This is a genomic window from Sulfitobacter noctilucae (assembly GCF_000622365.1).
Classification (GTDB): Bacteria; Pseudomonadota; Alphaproteobacteria; order Rhodobacterales; family Rhodobacteraceae; genus Sulfitobacter; species Sulfitobacter noctilucae.
In genome coordinates this window covers 25,537-38,670 of sequence record NZ_JASC01000014.1, presented here as the reverse complement: position 1 = coordinate 38,670, position 13,134 = coordinate 25,537, and the positions used below count along the sequence as shown (strand labels likewise).

Annotated in this window: 9 protein-coding genes; 3 read left to right on the top strand and 6 right to left on the bottom strand. The window is 59.7% G+C overall.

What is annotated here, in order from left to right; translation table 11 throughout:
• The first annotated feature begins 15 nt into the window (after positions 1–15).
• Positions 16–1,068: an ACR3 family arsenite efflux transporter gene (arsB, locus tag Z945_RS0110315; RefSeq protein WP_025052026.1), complete on the top strand. Its 1,053-nt coding sequence runs from the start codon at positions 16–18 to the stop codon at positions 1,066–1,068.
• Positions 1,069–1,962: 894 nt separating this feature from the next.
• Here the strand turns inward: arsB and Z945_RS0110305 are convergent.
• Entirely contained in the window at positions 1,963–4,230 is a 2,268-nt protein-coding gene (locus Z945_RS0110305; protein WP_025052025.1) for an adenosylcobalamin-dependent ribonucleoside-diphosphate reductase, read from the bottom strand.
• 137 nt (positions 4,231–4,367) lie between these two features.
• Between Z945_RS0110305 and Z945_RS0110300 the strand changes: the two genes are divergently transcribed.
• Positions 4,368–4,799 carry a DUF1489 family protein gene (locus tag Z945_RS0110300; protein ID WP_025052024.1) on the top strand — a complete coding sequence of 144 codons (432 nt, stop codon included), beginning with the start codon at positions 4,368–4,370 and terminating at the stop codon, positions 4,797–4,799.
• Here Z945_RS0110300 and hisG read toward each other — a convergent pair.
• Genes hisG through hisS form a run of 3 tightly spaced genes read right to left on the bottom strand, consistent with a single transcriptional unit; the run spans position 4,796 to position 8,201 of the window.
• Entirely contained in the window at positions 4,796–5,482 is a 687-nt protein-coding gene (gene hisG, locus Z945_RS0110295) for an ATP phosphoribosyltransferase (RefSeq protein WP_025052023.1), read from the bottom strand. The two genes, Z945_RS0110300 and hisG, sit on opposite strands and share 4 nt — an antisense overlap.
• A complete protein-coding gene (locus Z945_RS0110290; RefSeq protein ID WP_025052022.1) occupies positions 5,479–6,558 on the bottom strand; it encodes an ATP phosphoribosyltransferase regulatory subunit in 1,080 nt (359 codons plus the stop codon). The genes hisG and Z945_RS0110290 overlap by 4 nt, the downstream gene beginning before the upstream one ends.
• Entirely contained in the window at positions 6,558–8,201 is a 1,644-nt protein-coding gene (gene hisS / locus Z945_RS0110285; RefSeq protein WP_025052021.1) for a histidine--tRNA ligase, read from the bottom strand. Before hisS ends, Z945_RS0110290 begins: the two co-directional genes overlap by 1 nt.
• A gap of 109 nt (positions 8,202–8,310) precedes the next feature.
• Here hisS and Z945_RS0110280 point away from each other — a divergent pair, with 109 nt between their 5' ends.
• Positions 8,311–8,505: a SlyX family protein gene (locus Z945_RS0110280; protein WP_025052020.1), complete on the top strand. Its 195-nt coding sequence runs from the start codon at positions 8,311–8,313 to the stop codon at positions 8,503–8,505.
• A gap of 2 nt (positions 8,506–8,507) precedes the next feature.
• Here the strand turns inward: Z945_RS0110280 and Z945_RS0110275 are convergent, their stop codons facing one another.
• Both Z945_RS0110275 and dnaE read right to left on the bottom strand, forming a co-directional pair.
• Entirely contained in the window at positions 8,508–9,449 is a 942-nt protein-coding gene (locus Z945_RS0110275) for a hypothetical protein (RefSeq protein ID WP_152541108.1), read from the bottom strand.
• A 117-nt stretch (positions 9,450–9,566) separates the two neighbouring features.
• Entirely contained in the window at positions 9,567–13,091 is a 3,525-nt protein-coding gene (dnaE, locus tag Z945_RS0110270; protein WP_025052018.1) for a DNA polymerase III subunit alpha, read from the bottom strand.
• Positions 13,092–13,134: the final 43 nt, after the last annotated feature.

Below are 13,134 nucleotides of genomic sequence, written 5' to 3'. Positions count from 1 at the left end.
GGATACCCACCCGAAATGACCGACACAACGCTTCCCGCTGCGGCGGGACTGGGAGTTTTTGAGCGCTGGCTTTCCGTTTGGGTGGCACTCGCCATTGGCACGGGAATGCTGCTGGGCAACTTCTTTCCGGGTCTCTTCTCCATTTTGGCCTCGCTGCAGGTCGCCTCAGTGAACCTGCCGGTTGCGGTGCTGATCTGGGCGATGGTCTATCCGATGATGGTCGGCGTGGATTTCGGATCGTTAAAGCAGGTCGGCGACAAACCGAAGGGGCTGGTCGTGACGCTGGTGGTGAACTGGCTGATCAAACCCTTTACGATGGCCGCACTCGGGGTATTGTTTTTCGAGTATGTCTTCGCAGGTCTTATTCCGCCGGACGATGCGCAAGCCTACCTCGCGGGGGTGATCCTGCTGGGCGCGGCACCTTGCACTGCGATGGTATTCGTCTGGTCGAACCTCACCCGCGGCGATGCAACCTACACGTTGGTACAGGTCAGCGTGAACGATGTGATCATGGTCTTTGCCTTCGCACCCATCGTGGCCTTCCTGCTGGGCGTGACCGACATCACCGTGCCCTGGGATACGCTGCTCCTCTCCGTCGGCCTTTACGTCTTGCTGCCGCTGGTCGCCGGTTATGCCACGCGCCGGAGGCTTGTCGCAAAGGCCGGCGAGGCGGCGGTAGATGCTTTCAAAGCCCGCGTGCAGCCGTTCTCGATCCTCGGGCTGCTCCTGACAGTCGTGCTGCTGTTCGGCTTTCAGGGCGAGGTCATTCTGGACCGCCCGCTGATCATCGCCTTGATCGCGGTGCCGCTGCTGATCCAGTCCTACGGTATCTTCTTCTTGGCCTATGGCGCGGCCCGGGCATGGGGCATCCCGTTCAACGTCGCAGCCCCTTGCGCCATGATCGGCACATCTAATTTTTTCGAACTGGCGGTCGCCGTCGCCATCAGCCTCTTCGGGCTGGGCTCCGGTGCGGCTCTCGCAACCGTTGTCGGTGTTCTGGTGGAAGTACCGGTGATGCTCTCGCTCGTTGCCTTCGCCAACAGGACGCAGCACTGGTTTCCGAAGTAGGCAGGGGTATGTGCGCGTCGCCATCTACCGCGCTCTAGACTGCGACCTCCCACTTGCCGGTCGGCAGTCGTGGGGGCGTCGGGCGCGCCGATGTGAATGATCGTATAGATTGGGGCTGCTGGATAGAGGTCGTGTGCTAGTTCAGACCGGTTTTTAGCCCTTCTATAATACTGGGATATGTTGCCATCCGTGCAGCGCCTGCAGCAGTTACTTCGCGTCGTGGAGTAACTTATCGAGAAATGCCTGCCCTTGGTGAAGACTGTATATGTTCTTTGTGGCCATTGTTGCAATGTGAACCTGTCGCCGCTTCCTGCCGTTCAACATATCTTAAACCGCGCCTCTCGATCTTGACCTTATCTTGCGTTGAAAGAGAGTTCCCGTAGAGGTCTAAGTTCTCCTTCGGTCCACCTTCAGCAACTCTTACAATCTGCCGGGCAACGCATCGCCGCTCGCGAAACCCTCTCAGAAATCGGGAGAACCTCCTCTCAAGATGGGCAACCGTGGGGGTCGTCGTCGAAGAAGCGAATGTTCGCAACCGGGATGTTTGATTTAAGCATAACGGATTCCTTTCAGATCCCAGCACACAGCTTTGCTATGCACCGGTTGCCTGACCCATGGTCCGACATTGGGTTTGATATGAAAGGCTCCGGAGCCCTGGAACTTATAGAGAACAAACAAGCGTCTACGTCAACGCAAGCCCCGTCTCACCAACGGGACAAAGGAAGCCATCGCACCCTACGACGTTGAACCAACTTAAGTCATTGTTAAAAAAGAAACCACTGACAGCTCTTGTTGCCAGTGGTCATTAATCATGTGTCGTAATGGACAAGAAACCCTACATAATGGACATGTTATGGTGTGTCCCACACAGGGCTCAATCCCCCTCTGCTCAACTCACCCGCATTTCGAATGTCCGCAAGAGCCGCAAGTCATGCAGCCTTCGACCATGCGCAGATCGTATTGACCGCAGCTGGAACAGGCTTTGCCACGCGGCGCGTCCAATCCCACGACCTTGGCTTGCGGATCAGATTTCAGCCCCATGCCCTCGCCCGCGATGAACCCGGTGGAGATCATGTGTTGTTCAATCACACCGCCGATTGCGGCGAGGATGGAGGGGATGTATTTGCCGCCCATCCAAGCGCCGCCGCGGGGGTCGAAGACGGCTTTCAGTTCTTCCACCACGAATGACACATCTCCGCCGCGCCGGAAGACAGCGGATACCATCCGCGTCAGCGCCACGGTCCAGGCAAAGTGCTCCATATTCTTGGAGTTGATAAACACCTCGAAAGGCCGGCGGTGGCCGTTCAGCACGATGTCGTTGATCGTGATATAGATTGCGTGTTCACTGTCGGGCCATTTGACCTTGTAGGTGTTGCCTTCCAGCTCTTCGGGACGGTCCAGCGGCTCGGACATATAGACCACTTCGCCGCCTTCCTGCACCGGCAAGGGCTTGTCCGCCTTGGTGTCCTCAGACACGCTCAACACGCTGCCGGTCACATCGTTTGGCCGGTAGGTTGTGCAGCCTTTGCAGCCGGTGTCCCAGGCCTCCATGTACACCTCTTTGAATGCATCAAAGCTGATGTCTTCGGGGCAGTTGATCGTTTTGGAAATGCTTGAATCGACCCACTTTTGCGCGGCTGCCTGCATCTTGACGTGCTCCAGCGGGGGCAATGTCTGGGCGTTGACAAAATAGTCGGGCAAAGGCGCGTCGCCCTTCAGCTCGCGCCACAATTGCACGGCGTAATCGACGACTTCCTCTTCGGTGCGGGTGCCGTCTTTTTGCAGGACCTTGCGGGTGTAGGCGTAGGCAAAGACCGGCTCGATTCCCGAACTCACGTTACCCGCATATAGGCTGATCGTGCCGGTGGGCGCGATGGAGGTCAGCAGCGCATTGCGGATGCCGTGGGTACGGATCGCATCGCGCACGTCGTCGTCCATTTGCGTCATGGTGCCGGATGCAAGATAGGCATCGGCGTCAAACAGCGGGAAGGCCCCTTTTTCTTTGGCAAGTTCGACAGAAGCCAGATAGGCCGCGCGAGCAATAGCTTTCATCCATGTCTCCGTCTGCGCAGCGGCTTCATCAGAGCCGTAACGCAAACCGACCATCAACAAAGCGTCCGCCAGACCGGTGACGCCAAGCCCGATCCGGCGCTTGGCTTGTGCTTCGCGCTCTTGTTCGGGCAGCGGGAATTTCGACACGTCGACCACGTTGTCCATCATGCGCACGGCGGTGGCGACCAGCTCTTGCAGGGCGGTCTCATCCAGCTTTGCGCTGTCCTCAAACGGATCAGCGACCATCCGCGCCATGTTGATCGACCCCAGAAGGCAGGCACCGTAGGGCGGCAGGGGCTGTTCGCCACAAGGGTTCGTGGCCGCGATGGTCTCGCAATAGCTCAGGTTGTTTGCCGCATTGATCCGGTCAATGAAGATCACCCCCGGCTCGGCGTAGCTGTAGGTCGCCTGCATGATGGTGTTCCACAGGTCGCGGGCCTGCACGGTGCGGTAGACCTTGCCGTCGAACACCAGATCCCAGGAGCCATCCGCCTTGACTGCGTCCATAAACGGATCGGTGATCAGCACCGACATGTTGAACATGCGCAGGCGAACGGGGTCTTGTTTGGCGGCGATGAAGTCTTCCACATCCGGGTGGTCGCAGCGCATGGTCGCCATCATCGCGCCACGGCGCGAGCCTGCGGACATGATCGTGCGGCACATCGCATCCCAAACATCCATAAAGGACAGCGGGCCGGACGCATCTGCGGACACGCCCAGCACATCGGCACCCTTGGGCCGGATGGTGGAGAAATCATAACCGATGCCCCCGCCCTGCTGCATGGTCAGAGCCGCTTCTTTGAGCATGTCAAAGATGCCGCCCATGCTGTCGGGGACCGTGCCCATCACGAAGCAGTTGAACAGGGTCACCCGACGCGCGGTGCCCGCACCGGCGGTGATACGGCCTGCAGGCAGATACTTAAAATCCTCAAGCGCCGCGTAGAATTTGTCTTCCCAAACGTCAGGTTCGCCTTCGACCTGCGCCAGATCGCGGGCAATGCGACGCCAGGTGTCTTCGACCGTTACATCGCAGGGTGTGCCATCGGCCTCTTTAAACCTATATTTCATATCCCAGATTTGTTCAGCGATGGGGGCGGCAAAGCGGGACATGACGAATCCTTTGATCAATGGGGAAAGTCAAAGTAACCGATCCTGCGGTAAACCACCACAGTTTGATTACTGCGACCAATCGACTACCTTATGTCGTGGCTCAGGGGTGAGTCTGTGGATATATCTGTGGGTAAGAAATGAGCAAATACGTCAATCTGGTGAAACTCAGCGTCGGCACGGACAGTATTGAGGATTTACAGCACTGGCAGAAGCACCGGTCGCGGCAGGTGGCGGATGGCTTGTACTACCATATTACCCGCATGTGGCCCAAGCGCGAGGCCGAGGTATTGAACGGCGGATCGATCTATTGGGTGATCAAGGGCGAGATACAGGCGCGGCAAAAGGTGCTGCGATTTGACGAGAAGATCGGGAAGGACGGCATCCGGCGATGCGGCTTTGTGCTCGATCCAGAGATCATTCGCGTGACCCCGTCGCTGAAGCGCCCGTTTCAGGGCTGGCGCTACCTTGATCCGACCGATGCGCCAATGGACCTGCCCAAAGGGCGCGAGAACGAAGCTGCACTCCCCAGCGAGCTGAACCGCGCTCTGGCCGAGATCGGGGTCCTCTAGAGCCGGGCGAGCAGCGCATTCAGCGCCTGCTCATCGCCGCTGTCCATTTCAGCTACGCGACTGCGCCACAGCGTCGCTTGTGATTGGAGGATCGGTTCATCGCTGAGTTGTTTCAGATGGTTCGCCCGCAACGTCTGTCCGCTTGAGGTGATGTCGGCCACGGCTTCGGCGGTTTCGTTGGCTACGGTGCCTTCGGTGGCCCCCTGACTGTCGACCAGCGCATAATCGGCCACGCCGTGGGTGCGCAGGTGGTCGCGCACCAGCCGGTGGTATTTTGTGGCGATGCGCATGCGGAACCCGTGTTTTTCACGGAAAGCTGCCGCCGCTGCATCCAGATCATCCAGCGTATCAACGTCGATCCACGCCTGCGGCACCGCCAGGATGAGGTCTGCGTGACCAAACCCGAGTTCTGCCAGCGGCTCCACCTGCTGATCCCAGAGCGCAAGTTTTTCCTGCACCAGATCGGTGCCCGTGACGCCAAGGTGAATGTTCCCTGCCGCCAATTCGCGTGGCACTTCTCCCGCGGACAAGAGCATCAGGCCGATGCCCTCTATCCCCTCGACCCGGCCTGCATATTCGCGTTCCGATCCGGTCCGCTCCAACGTGATGCCACGGGCCGCAAACCAGTCGAATGTCTTTTCCATCAGCCGCCCTTTGGAGGGCACACCCAGCTTGAGCGTCATCGCGCCGCCTCCAGTTCGAGCATCAGACCGGGGCGCATCACGCCGCCCACGGCAGGAATTTCGGCCCCCTGCCCCAGCCGCCGTGTCAGCGCATCATAGCGCCCACCGCCCGCAATAGAGGGTAGATCGGGCCGCCCCTCTGCGCGGAAGCCAAAGACGAAACCGTCGTAATATTCCATTTGCGACCGCCCGTAGCTGGCATCGAACATAAGCTGGTCAATCGCCACGCCCCGCGCCGCCAATGCCTGCGCCCGCGCATCGATACGCGCCACAGCACTTGAGATCGCGGGCAGGTCCATCGCCAGATCATGTAACCGGGTCAAAGCAAACGGCAGGGTTTCGCGCAGGCCAAGCAGCGCCTCGATCAAGTCGACCTCATCGCCGGTGATCGGCGGTGCGGCGGCATCATCATGCAGGGCCTGCACCCGTGCGCCGATCTCTGCCGCGCTGCGCAATCCGATTAAGGGCGCATCCGTTATGACGTCGCCGGCCAACAAAGCCGCGCGCGTTGCGGGTATCGGTGTTTGACCCGCAAAGCGATGCAGCATCTGTCGAAACCGCCGCGGGCGCCAAATGTGGCGCATCAACGCAGCTTTGCGCCGTTGGGTGGTTTGCAATCCGTCCACGGCAGCCATCAGCACACCGATGTCTCCAGTGACAGGAGTGACGGGCAATCCGTCCAGCGCGCTTGCAATCAGGGCAAAGACTTCGGCATCCGCGCCTGCTGGGTCGGTGCGGTCAAAGACCTCGTAGCCCACCTGCACATATTCATTGGCGCGGTCAGGGTCGTGTTCCTGCCGGCGAAACACCTCGCCCGCGTAGGTATATCGCGCAGGTTCCGCGCCATCTGCCATATGCATCTGCACCACCGGCACGGTAAAATCAGGCCGCAACATTTGTTCCCCGCGCAGCGCATCCGAGGTCACATAAGCCCGCGCGCGGATATCCTCGCCATAAAGGTCGAGCAGCGTGCCTGCCGGTTGCAGGATCGGCGGCTCGACCAGAACCGCGCCTTGCGTTTCAAACATGCCGCGCAGGGCATTGGCCTTCGCCAGTGTTTGCGAACGAGTGGGCATCAGGCCTGCCTTTGTATGATCTTTGCGACTTCGCTTACCAGATCGCCGCGATCCACCTCATACTGGTTCTCTCGCGCCTGCCATTCTTCCAGCGTCGCGTTTTCCGCAATTTGGGCCCCCAGGATCAGGTCCTTGATCTGGACCTTTTCGTTCTGGAACTCATCCTCGCCCGCGATCACGGCAACAGGAGAGCCGCGCTTGTCCGCGTATTTCAACTGGTTGCCGAAGTTCTTGGGATTGCCGAGGTATACTTCGGCGCGGATACCCGCCTGCCGCAAGTCGGCAACCATTTTTTGGTAGTCCGCCATGCGCGATTTATCCATGACCGTGACGACCACGGGACCGTCCGCCGTTTTGTCGAGGCGACCCTTGGCGTCGAGCGCTGCCAGCAGCCGGTCCACGCCGATGGAAACGCCGGTGGCCGGCACTTCCTGTCCGGTGAAGCGCTTGACGAGATCGTCATAGCGCCCCCCGCCCGCGACAGAGCCGAAGTTGCGGGTGCGGCCTTTTTCGTCTTTGATTTCAAAGGTGAGTTCGGCCTCGAAGACTGGACCGGTGTAGTAGCCAAGGCCGCGCACGACGGAGGGGTCGATGACGATGCGGTCGGGGCCATAGCCCAACGGCTCTAGAAGATCCACGATCGTGAGTAGCTCGTTTAAACCAGCTTCACCATCTTCCGAGCCCGCTACGAGTGTTGAAAGCGCTCTAATGGCCGCAACATTCCAGAGCTTTCCAGATTGTTCGTTGCCACGCCCTTCGATGCTTGGGCGACCGTCTTTAAGTGATCCGGCACCAATCGCAGCTTGCGCAAGGCCAGGAAATCTTACTGCAACGCTTTCGGGTACTTCCTGTCGCTCTAAGACAAAGCTAATGTGCTCATTGACTGTAGCAAAACTCATTATTTTCTCTATTTGCGTCTCACTCAGCCCCGCACCTTCCGTAAAATCCCCACTCTCGTCCTTGCGCCCTTCCCCCAAAAGCGCCCGAACACCGTCCGGCCCGAGCCGATCCAGCTTATCAATCGCGCGCAGCACGATCCCCCGTTCGGCTTCCTTGTCATCACCGGCCAGACCGGCAACCTCCATCACGCCGTTCAACACCTTGCGGTTGTTGACCCGCACGATGTAGTCGCCGCGCTCGATCCCGACCTCTTCCAAACAATCTGCCAGCATTGCGCAAATCTCGGCATCCGCCGCCACGCTGGACGCGCCGACCGTATCCGCATCGCACTGGTAAAACTGGCGAAAACGCCCCGGTCCGGGCTTTTCGTTCCGCCACACGGGGCCCATCGCATAGCGGCGGTAAGGTTTGGGCAGATCATTCTGGTGCTGCGCATAGACCCGCGCCAAGGGGGCCGTCAGGTCGTATCGCAAGGCCAGCCAATCGCCGGGCTTTTCCAGATCAGCGTCTTCCTGCCACGCAAACACACCCTCGTTCGGGCGGTCGACATCGGGCAGGAACTTGCCCAGCGCCTCAACCGTCTCAACGCCCGACGACTCAAGCGCATCAAACCCGTAGCGGTGATAGACAGCGGCAATCTTGCGCAGCATTTCGGTGCGCTGTGTCACCTCGGCCCCGAAATAATCGCGGAAGCCTTTTGGCGTTTCTGCCTTGGGGCGGGGGGTCTTTTTGGGCTTGGCCATGATGGTCCTTACGCAGCAGGGTCTGGTCTGATTGCGCGTCTAGCTTATGCGGCAGGGACGGGCAAGCTATGGCTAGGCTTGAGGGCCTGTCCATGCTAGGGCCGCGCCCATGGAACAGCTTGAAGAACAGATTGCGCATCTGACGCGCACCGTGGATGACCTGAGCGAGATCGTCGCGCGGCAGGCCGAGGAGATCGTTACCCTGAACCGCCGCGTGCACATGCTGATGCAGCGCGAAGGCGAACGGGAAGCGTCACAGAGCGGTGGTGTTGTGGTCGGCGACGAACGGCCGCCTCACTATTAACCTCAGCTGGATTTCTTGATCGAAGACGCCACAACAACGCCTTCGTGGATCAGCAATTCGGACCAGCTGTTGTTGGCTGTGGGGCTGGCGTATGCGTTGACAAAGAAGGTCGAGCGTTCAAGCCGCCGCATTTTTGAGCCGCAGGGTTTGCCCTTACGCACGCCACAGACCTGGCCTTTGACCTTTTCATAGGCGGAGTCGGTGGCACCAACAGGCAAAAATTCTCCGCCCGGTCCATAGTGCAATTGCTCATAGAGCGATGGTGCACCGAGCAAGACCTGCGCTGCCGTCAGCTGTCGTGGGCAGCCATCCTTGAAACCGGTGATATAGAATGTCCGTGCGCCGGTGGCCGAGGGGTTGGAATCATAAAGCTCGAAACCGCTGGCGCTGGCGTTCTCGACCTTGCGGCCCATGGATTTGCCCTTGGCACCGCAGCTACGTGCGATCAGTCCGTAGGGCAGCACTTCGCCAAAGGAGACTTCCATCGCGTCGATTCCGCTGCGGGGTTTTTCCTCGGCTGACGGGCGGGCGGTCAGACGACCAAAGAAACCGGCCTTTCGGGCGGGTGCCGGCGCGGCCTCAGAGGCCGGTGCCGCACGCTCTGTCGGCGCAGCCGCCGCATTGTTTTCGGCGGCTTTCGCGGCGGCAAAGGCATCCTGGCTTAGCGGATCATCGGCACCACCAGAAGCGGGCGTATTTGCCCTGTAGCGAAAGAGGTCCAGCACCCCCCCACGGCGCGTAGGGGCTGCGGTTGGCGCTGCCACAGCAGGGTCTTGGGCACCTGTGGCGGCTTCGGAGCCAAAAAATCCTTCGCGGGCGACTTCGGAATCGGTGGCAATCGCGCTGGCGGCGGGATCCGTGTCGGCCAAGTCTACATCTGATATGCGCGGCACTCCTGCAAGCGGATCAGCGCAGGCCGATACCAACAGCGCAATACTTGTCAAAATCCCTGCAACGCGCATGGCACCCCTCACTCCCGTTAACTGTTCGTCTACCCGAAGCGGTGAAGCGCGTCCACCAAGCATCGCGCACTTGGCGGATCTTTGCATGAGGAAGTGTGCTCAGATTTCCTCGACCTCGAGCACGCCTCCCAGCGACCGGATCGCGCCTTTGATCTTGGGCGTGACGGGATATTCACGCCCAAGATCGACCTCGACTTCACCGGGCAGTTTCGCGTCCATCAAGCACAGGTGTACCGGCCCGCGTGCAGGAGATTTTGTCGCGCGCCGCGCGCCTTCCAGCACGTCCGACACAGCCGCAATCGCATCCGCACCGTCGATGAAAACGCGCAGACCCATGCTGCCCGCGTCCGCCACCGCCATATCCATCGGGGCCACAGACCGGCCCAGAAGCTTGAGCTGATCACTCTCCATCGTCGCCTCGACCGTGACGACAACCTTTGCCCCGGTTTCCAGATGGTCTCGTGCGGCTTCAAGCGTGTCCGAGAACAACGTGACCTCATAGCCCCCCGTGGGGTCGGACATCTGGGCAAAGGCAAAACGGTTGCCGCGCGCGGATTTCCGTTCTTGCCGCCCCGCCACCACGCCCGCCAGCCGTGCGTTCATCGCGCCACGGTCTGTGACCTTATCGGTCAACTCGTCCAGCGTCAGGAAAGGCACGCCTGCATCACTGCCCCATTTGCGCTTGAGCGGGGTCATATAGTCATCCAGCGGATGGCCAGAGAGGTAGAAACCCACCGCTTTGAATTCTTCGGTCAGCCGCTCAGCCGCTTCCCAGTCATCGCAAGGGATCATGCGCGGCTCGGGCAGGTCATCGCCCGCTTCGCCGAACAGCGACACCTGATTCGACGCTTTCTGCTCATGGATCGCGGCGGAATAATTCACCAGCGGATCAAGCGCCTGGAACACGCGGCGACGGTTGGGATCAAGCTGGTCGAACGCGCCTGACCGCGCCAGCATTTCCAGCGGCCGCTTGCCCACACGTTTCAGGTCGACCCGCCGCGCCAGATCAAAGAGCGTGGCGAAAGGTTTGCCGTCCCTTCCCTCCACGATAAGTTTCATCGCCTCAACGCCCACGTTCTTCAATGCGCCCAGCGCATAGACCAAAGCGCCGTCCACCACCTTGAAGGTCGCATCCGACCGGTTCACACAGGGCGGCACCCAAGGCAGTTCCAGCCGCTTGCGGACCTCTTCGAAATAGACGGATAGTTTGTCGGTCAGGTGGATATCACAGTTCATCACCCCGGCCATAAACTCGACTGGATGGTTCGCTTTGAGCCACGCGGTCTGGTAGCTGACCACGGCATAGGCAGCCGCGTGGGATTTGTTGAAACCGTAGTTGGCGAATTTCTCCAAGAGGTCGAAAACTTCGGTCGCTTTCTTCTTGTCGACCCCGTTTTCCATCGCGCCCTTTTCGAATTTCGGGCGCTCCTTTGCCATTTCCTCGGCGATCTTTTTACCCATCGCGCGCCGCAACAGATCCGCACCGCCAAGGCTATAGCCCGCCATGACCTGCGCGATCTGCATCACCTGTTCCTGATAAACGATGATACCTTGGGTTTCAGCAAGGATGTGGTCAATCGACGGGTGGATCGACTCCAGCTCCTTCTGCCCGTTCTTCACCTCGCAATAGGTCGGAATATTCTCCATCGGGCCGGGCCGATACAGTGCCACCAAGGCAACAATATCTTCGATACAGGTCGGTTTCATGCGCTTGAGGGCATCCATCATACCCGAGCTTTCCACCTGAAACACAGCCACCGTTTTGGCACTGGCATAAAGTTTGTAGGACGCCTCGTCATCCAGCGGGATGGTCGCAATATCGTCCAGCAATCCTTCGGGCGGTGAGAAAAGCACTGTCCCGTCCGCCGCGATATGCAAATGGCGGCCTGATGCCTTGATCTGGTCCACAGCGTTCTGAATGACCGTCAATGTCTTGAGGCCCAGAAAGTCGAATTTGACCAGACCCGCCTGTTCGACCCATTTCATGTTGAACTGCGTCGCGGGCATGTCGGAACGCGGATCCTGATAGAGCGGGACAAGAGCGTCGAGCGGCCTGTCCCCGATCACCACGCCCGCCGCGTGGGTCGATGCGTTACGCAACAGGCCTTCAACCTGCTGGCCGTAATTCAGCAGCCGTGCCACCACCTCTTCGCTCTTGGCTTCCTCGCGAAGCCGGGGTTCATCAGCAAGCGCTTTCTCGATCGAAACCGGTTTGACTCCCTCGACGGGAATCATCTTGGACAGACGGTCCACCTGACCGTATGGCATCTGCAAAACGCGCCCGATGTCACGTACCGCAGCTTTCGAGAGCAACGCACCAAAGGTGATGATCTGCCCCACTTTGTCGCGGCCGTATTTTTGCTGAACATATTGAATGACCTCTTCGCGCCGGTCCATGCAAAAGTCGATATCGAAATCCGGCATCGACACCCGTTCGGGGTTCAGGAACCGTTCGAACAGCAAGGAATAGCGCAGCGGATCCAGATCAGTAATCAGTAGCGCATAGGCAACAAGACTGCCCGCACCGGAGCCACGCCCCGGCCCCACGGGAATCTCCTGATCCTTGGCCCATTTGATGAAATCCGCAACGATCAGGAAGTAGCCGGGAAAGCCCATCCCTTCGATGATCCCCAACTCGAAATCCAACCGTTTTTCATAGTCTTCGATACTGGCCGCATGGGGGATGATCGCCAACCGCGCCTTCAACCCTTCCTGCGCCTGCCGGCGCAATTCGGCAATCTCGTCATCGGCAAACTTCGGCAGGATCGGATCGCGGCGGTAGGTCATGAAGGCACAGCGTTTGGCAATCTCGACCGTATTCTCAAGCGCCTCTGGCAGATCGGCAAACAGCGTCACCATCTCGGCTTCCGACTTGAAATAATGCTGCGCCGTCAGTCGCCGCCTGTCTGCCTGCTGGTCGACATAGGCCCCTTCGGAAATGCAGATCAGCGCGTCATGCGCTTCGTACATCTCTGTCTTTGGGAAGTAGACGTCGTTTGTGGCAACCAGCGGCAAATCCATGGCGTAGGCCATCTCGACGAACCCACGCTCGGTCAACCGTTCGGCTTCGGGCTGGCCATTCTCGCCGGGATGGCGCTGTAGCTCGACATAGAGCCTGTCGCCAAACATCTTCGCCAGCCGCACCATCAGCGCCTCTGCCGCCGGAGTTTGCCCACCGCGCAGCAACCGCCCAACCGGGCCATCCGGCCCGCCGGTCAGGCAAATAATATCGCCCGAAAGCGCCTCGAGCTCATCCAGGGTCACCTGCGGCAGCTGCCCGCCCTTATCTACATAAAGACAAGTGTTCAGCTTCATCAGGTTCTCATATCCACGCTCGCTCTGCGCCAGCAGGACGACGGGCGCAGGATCGCGCGGCTTTTCACCGGGCTGCACAGCGACATAGGCCAGATCGACCTGACAGCCCATGATCGGCTGCACCCCGGCCCCGGCCATCCCGACCGAGAACTCCAACGCCGCGAACATGTTGTTGGTGTCGGTCAGCGCCAGCGCAGGCATGCCCGCATCGACACACATCTGCGGCAGCTTTTTCAGCCGCAGTGCCCCCTCCAGCAACGAGTATTCAGAATGGGTGCGCAGGTGAATGAATCGGGGAGCATGTTTCATGCCCAAAGATTAGACATCCCGCCCCCCAGCCGCCAGCACCCAA

Excerpts from the sequence above, each read along its gene's own strand:
- arsB (WP_025052026.1), top strand. The coding sequence starts at position 16 with ATGACCGACACAACGCTTCCCGCTGCGGCGGGACTGGGAGTTTTTGAG.
- Z945_RS0110305 (WP_025052025.1), bottom strand. The coding sequence starts at position 4,230 with ATGTCCCGCTTTGCCGCCCCCATCGCTGAACAAATCTGGGATATGAAA.
- Z945_RS0110300 (WP_025052024.1), top strand. The coding sequence starts at position 4,368 with ATGAGCAAATACGTCAATCTGGTGAAACTCAGCGTCGGCACGGACAGT.
- hisG (WP_025052023.1), bottom strand. The coding sequence starts at position 5,482 with ATGACGCTCAAGCTGGGTGTGCCCTCCAAAGGGCGGCTGATGGAAAAG.
- Z945_RS0110290 (WP_025052022.1), bottom strand. The coding sequence starts at position 6,558 with ATGCCCACTCGTTCGCAAACACTGGCGAAGGCCAATGCCCTGCGCGGC.
- hisS (WP_025052021.1), bottom strand. The coding sequence starts at position 8,201 with ATGGCCAAGCCCAAAAAGACCCCCCGCCCCAAGGCAGAAACGCCAAAA.
- Z945_RS0110280 (WP_025052020.1), top strand. The coding sequence starts at position 8,311 with ATGGAACAGCTTGAAGAACAGATTGCGCATCTGACGCGCACCGTGGAT.
- dnaE (WP_025052018.1), bottom strand. The coding sequence starts at position 13,091 with ATGAAACATGCTCCCCGATTCATTCACCTGCGCACCCATTCTGAATAC.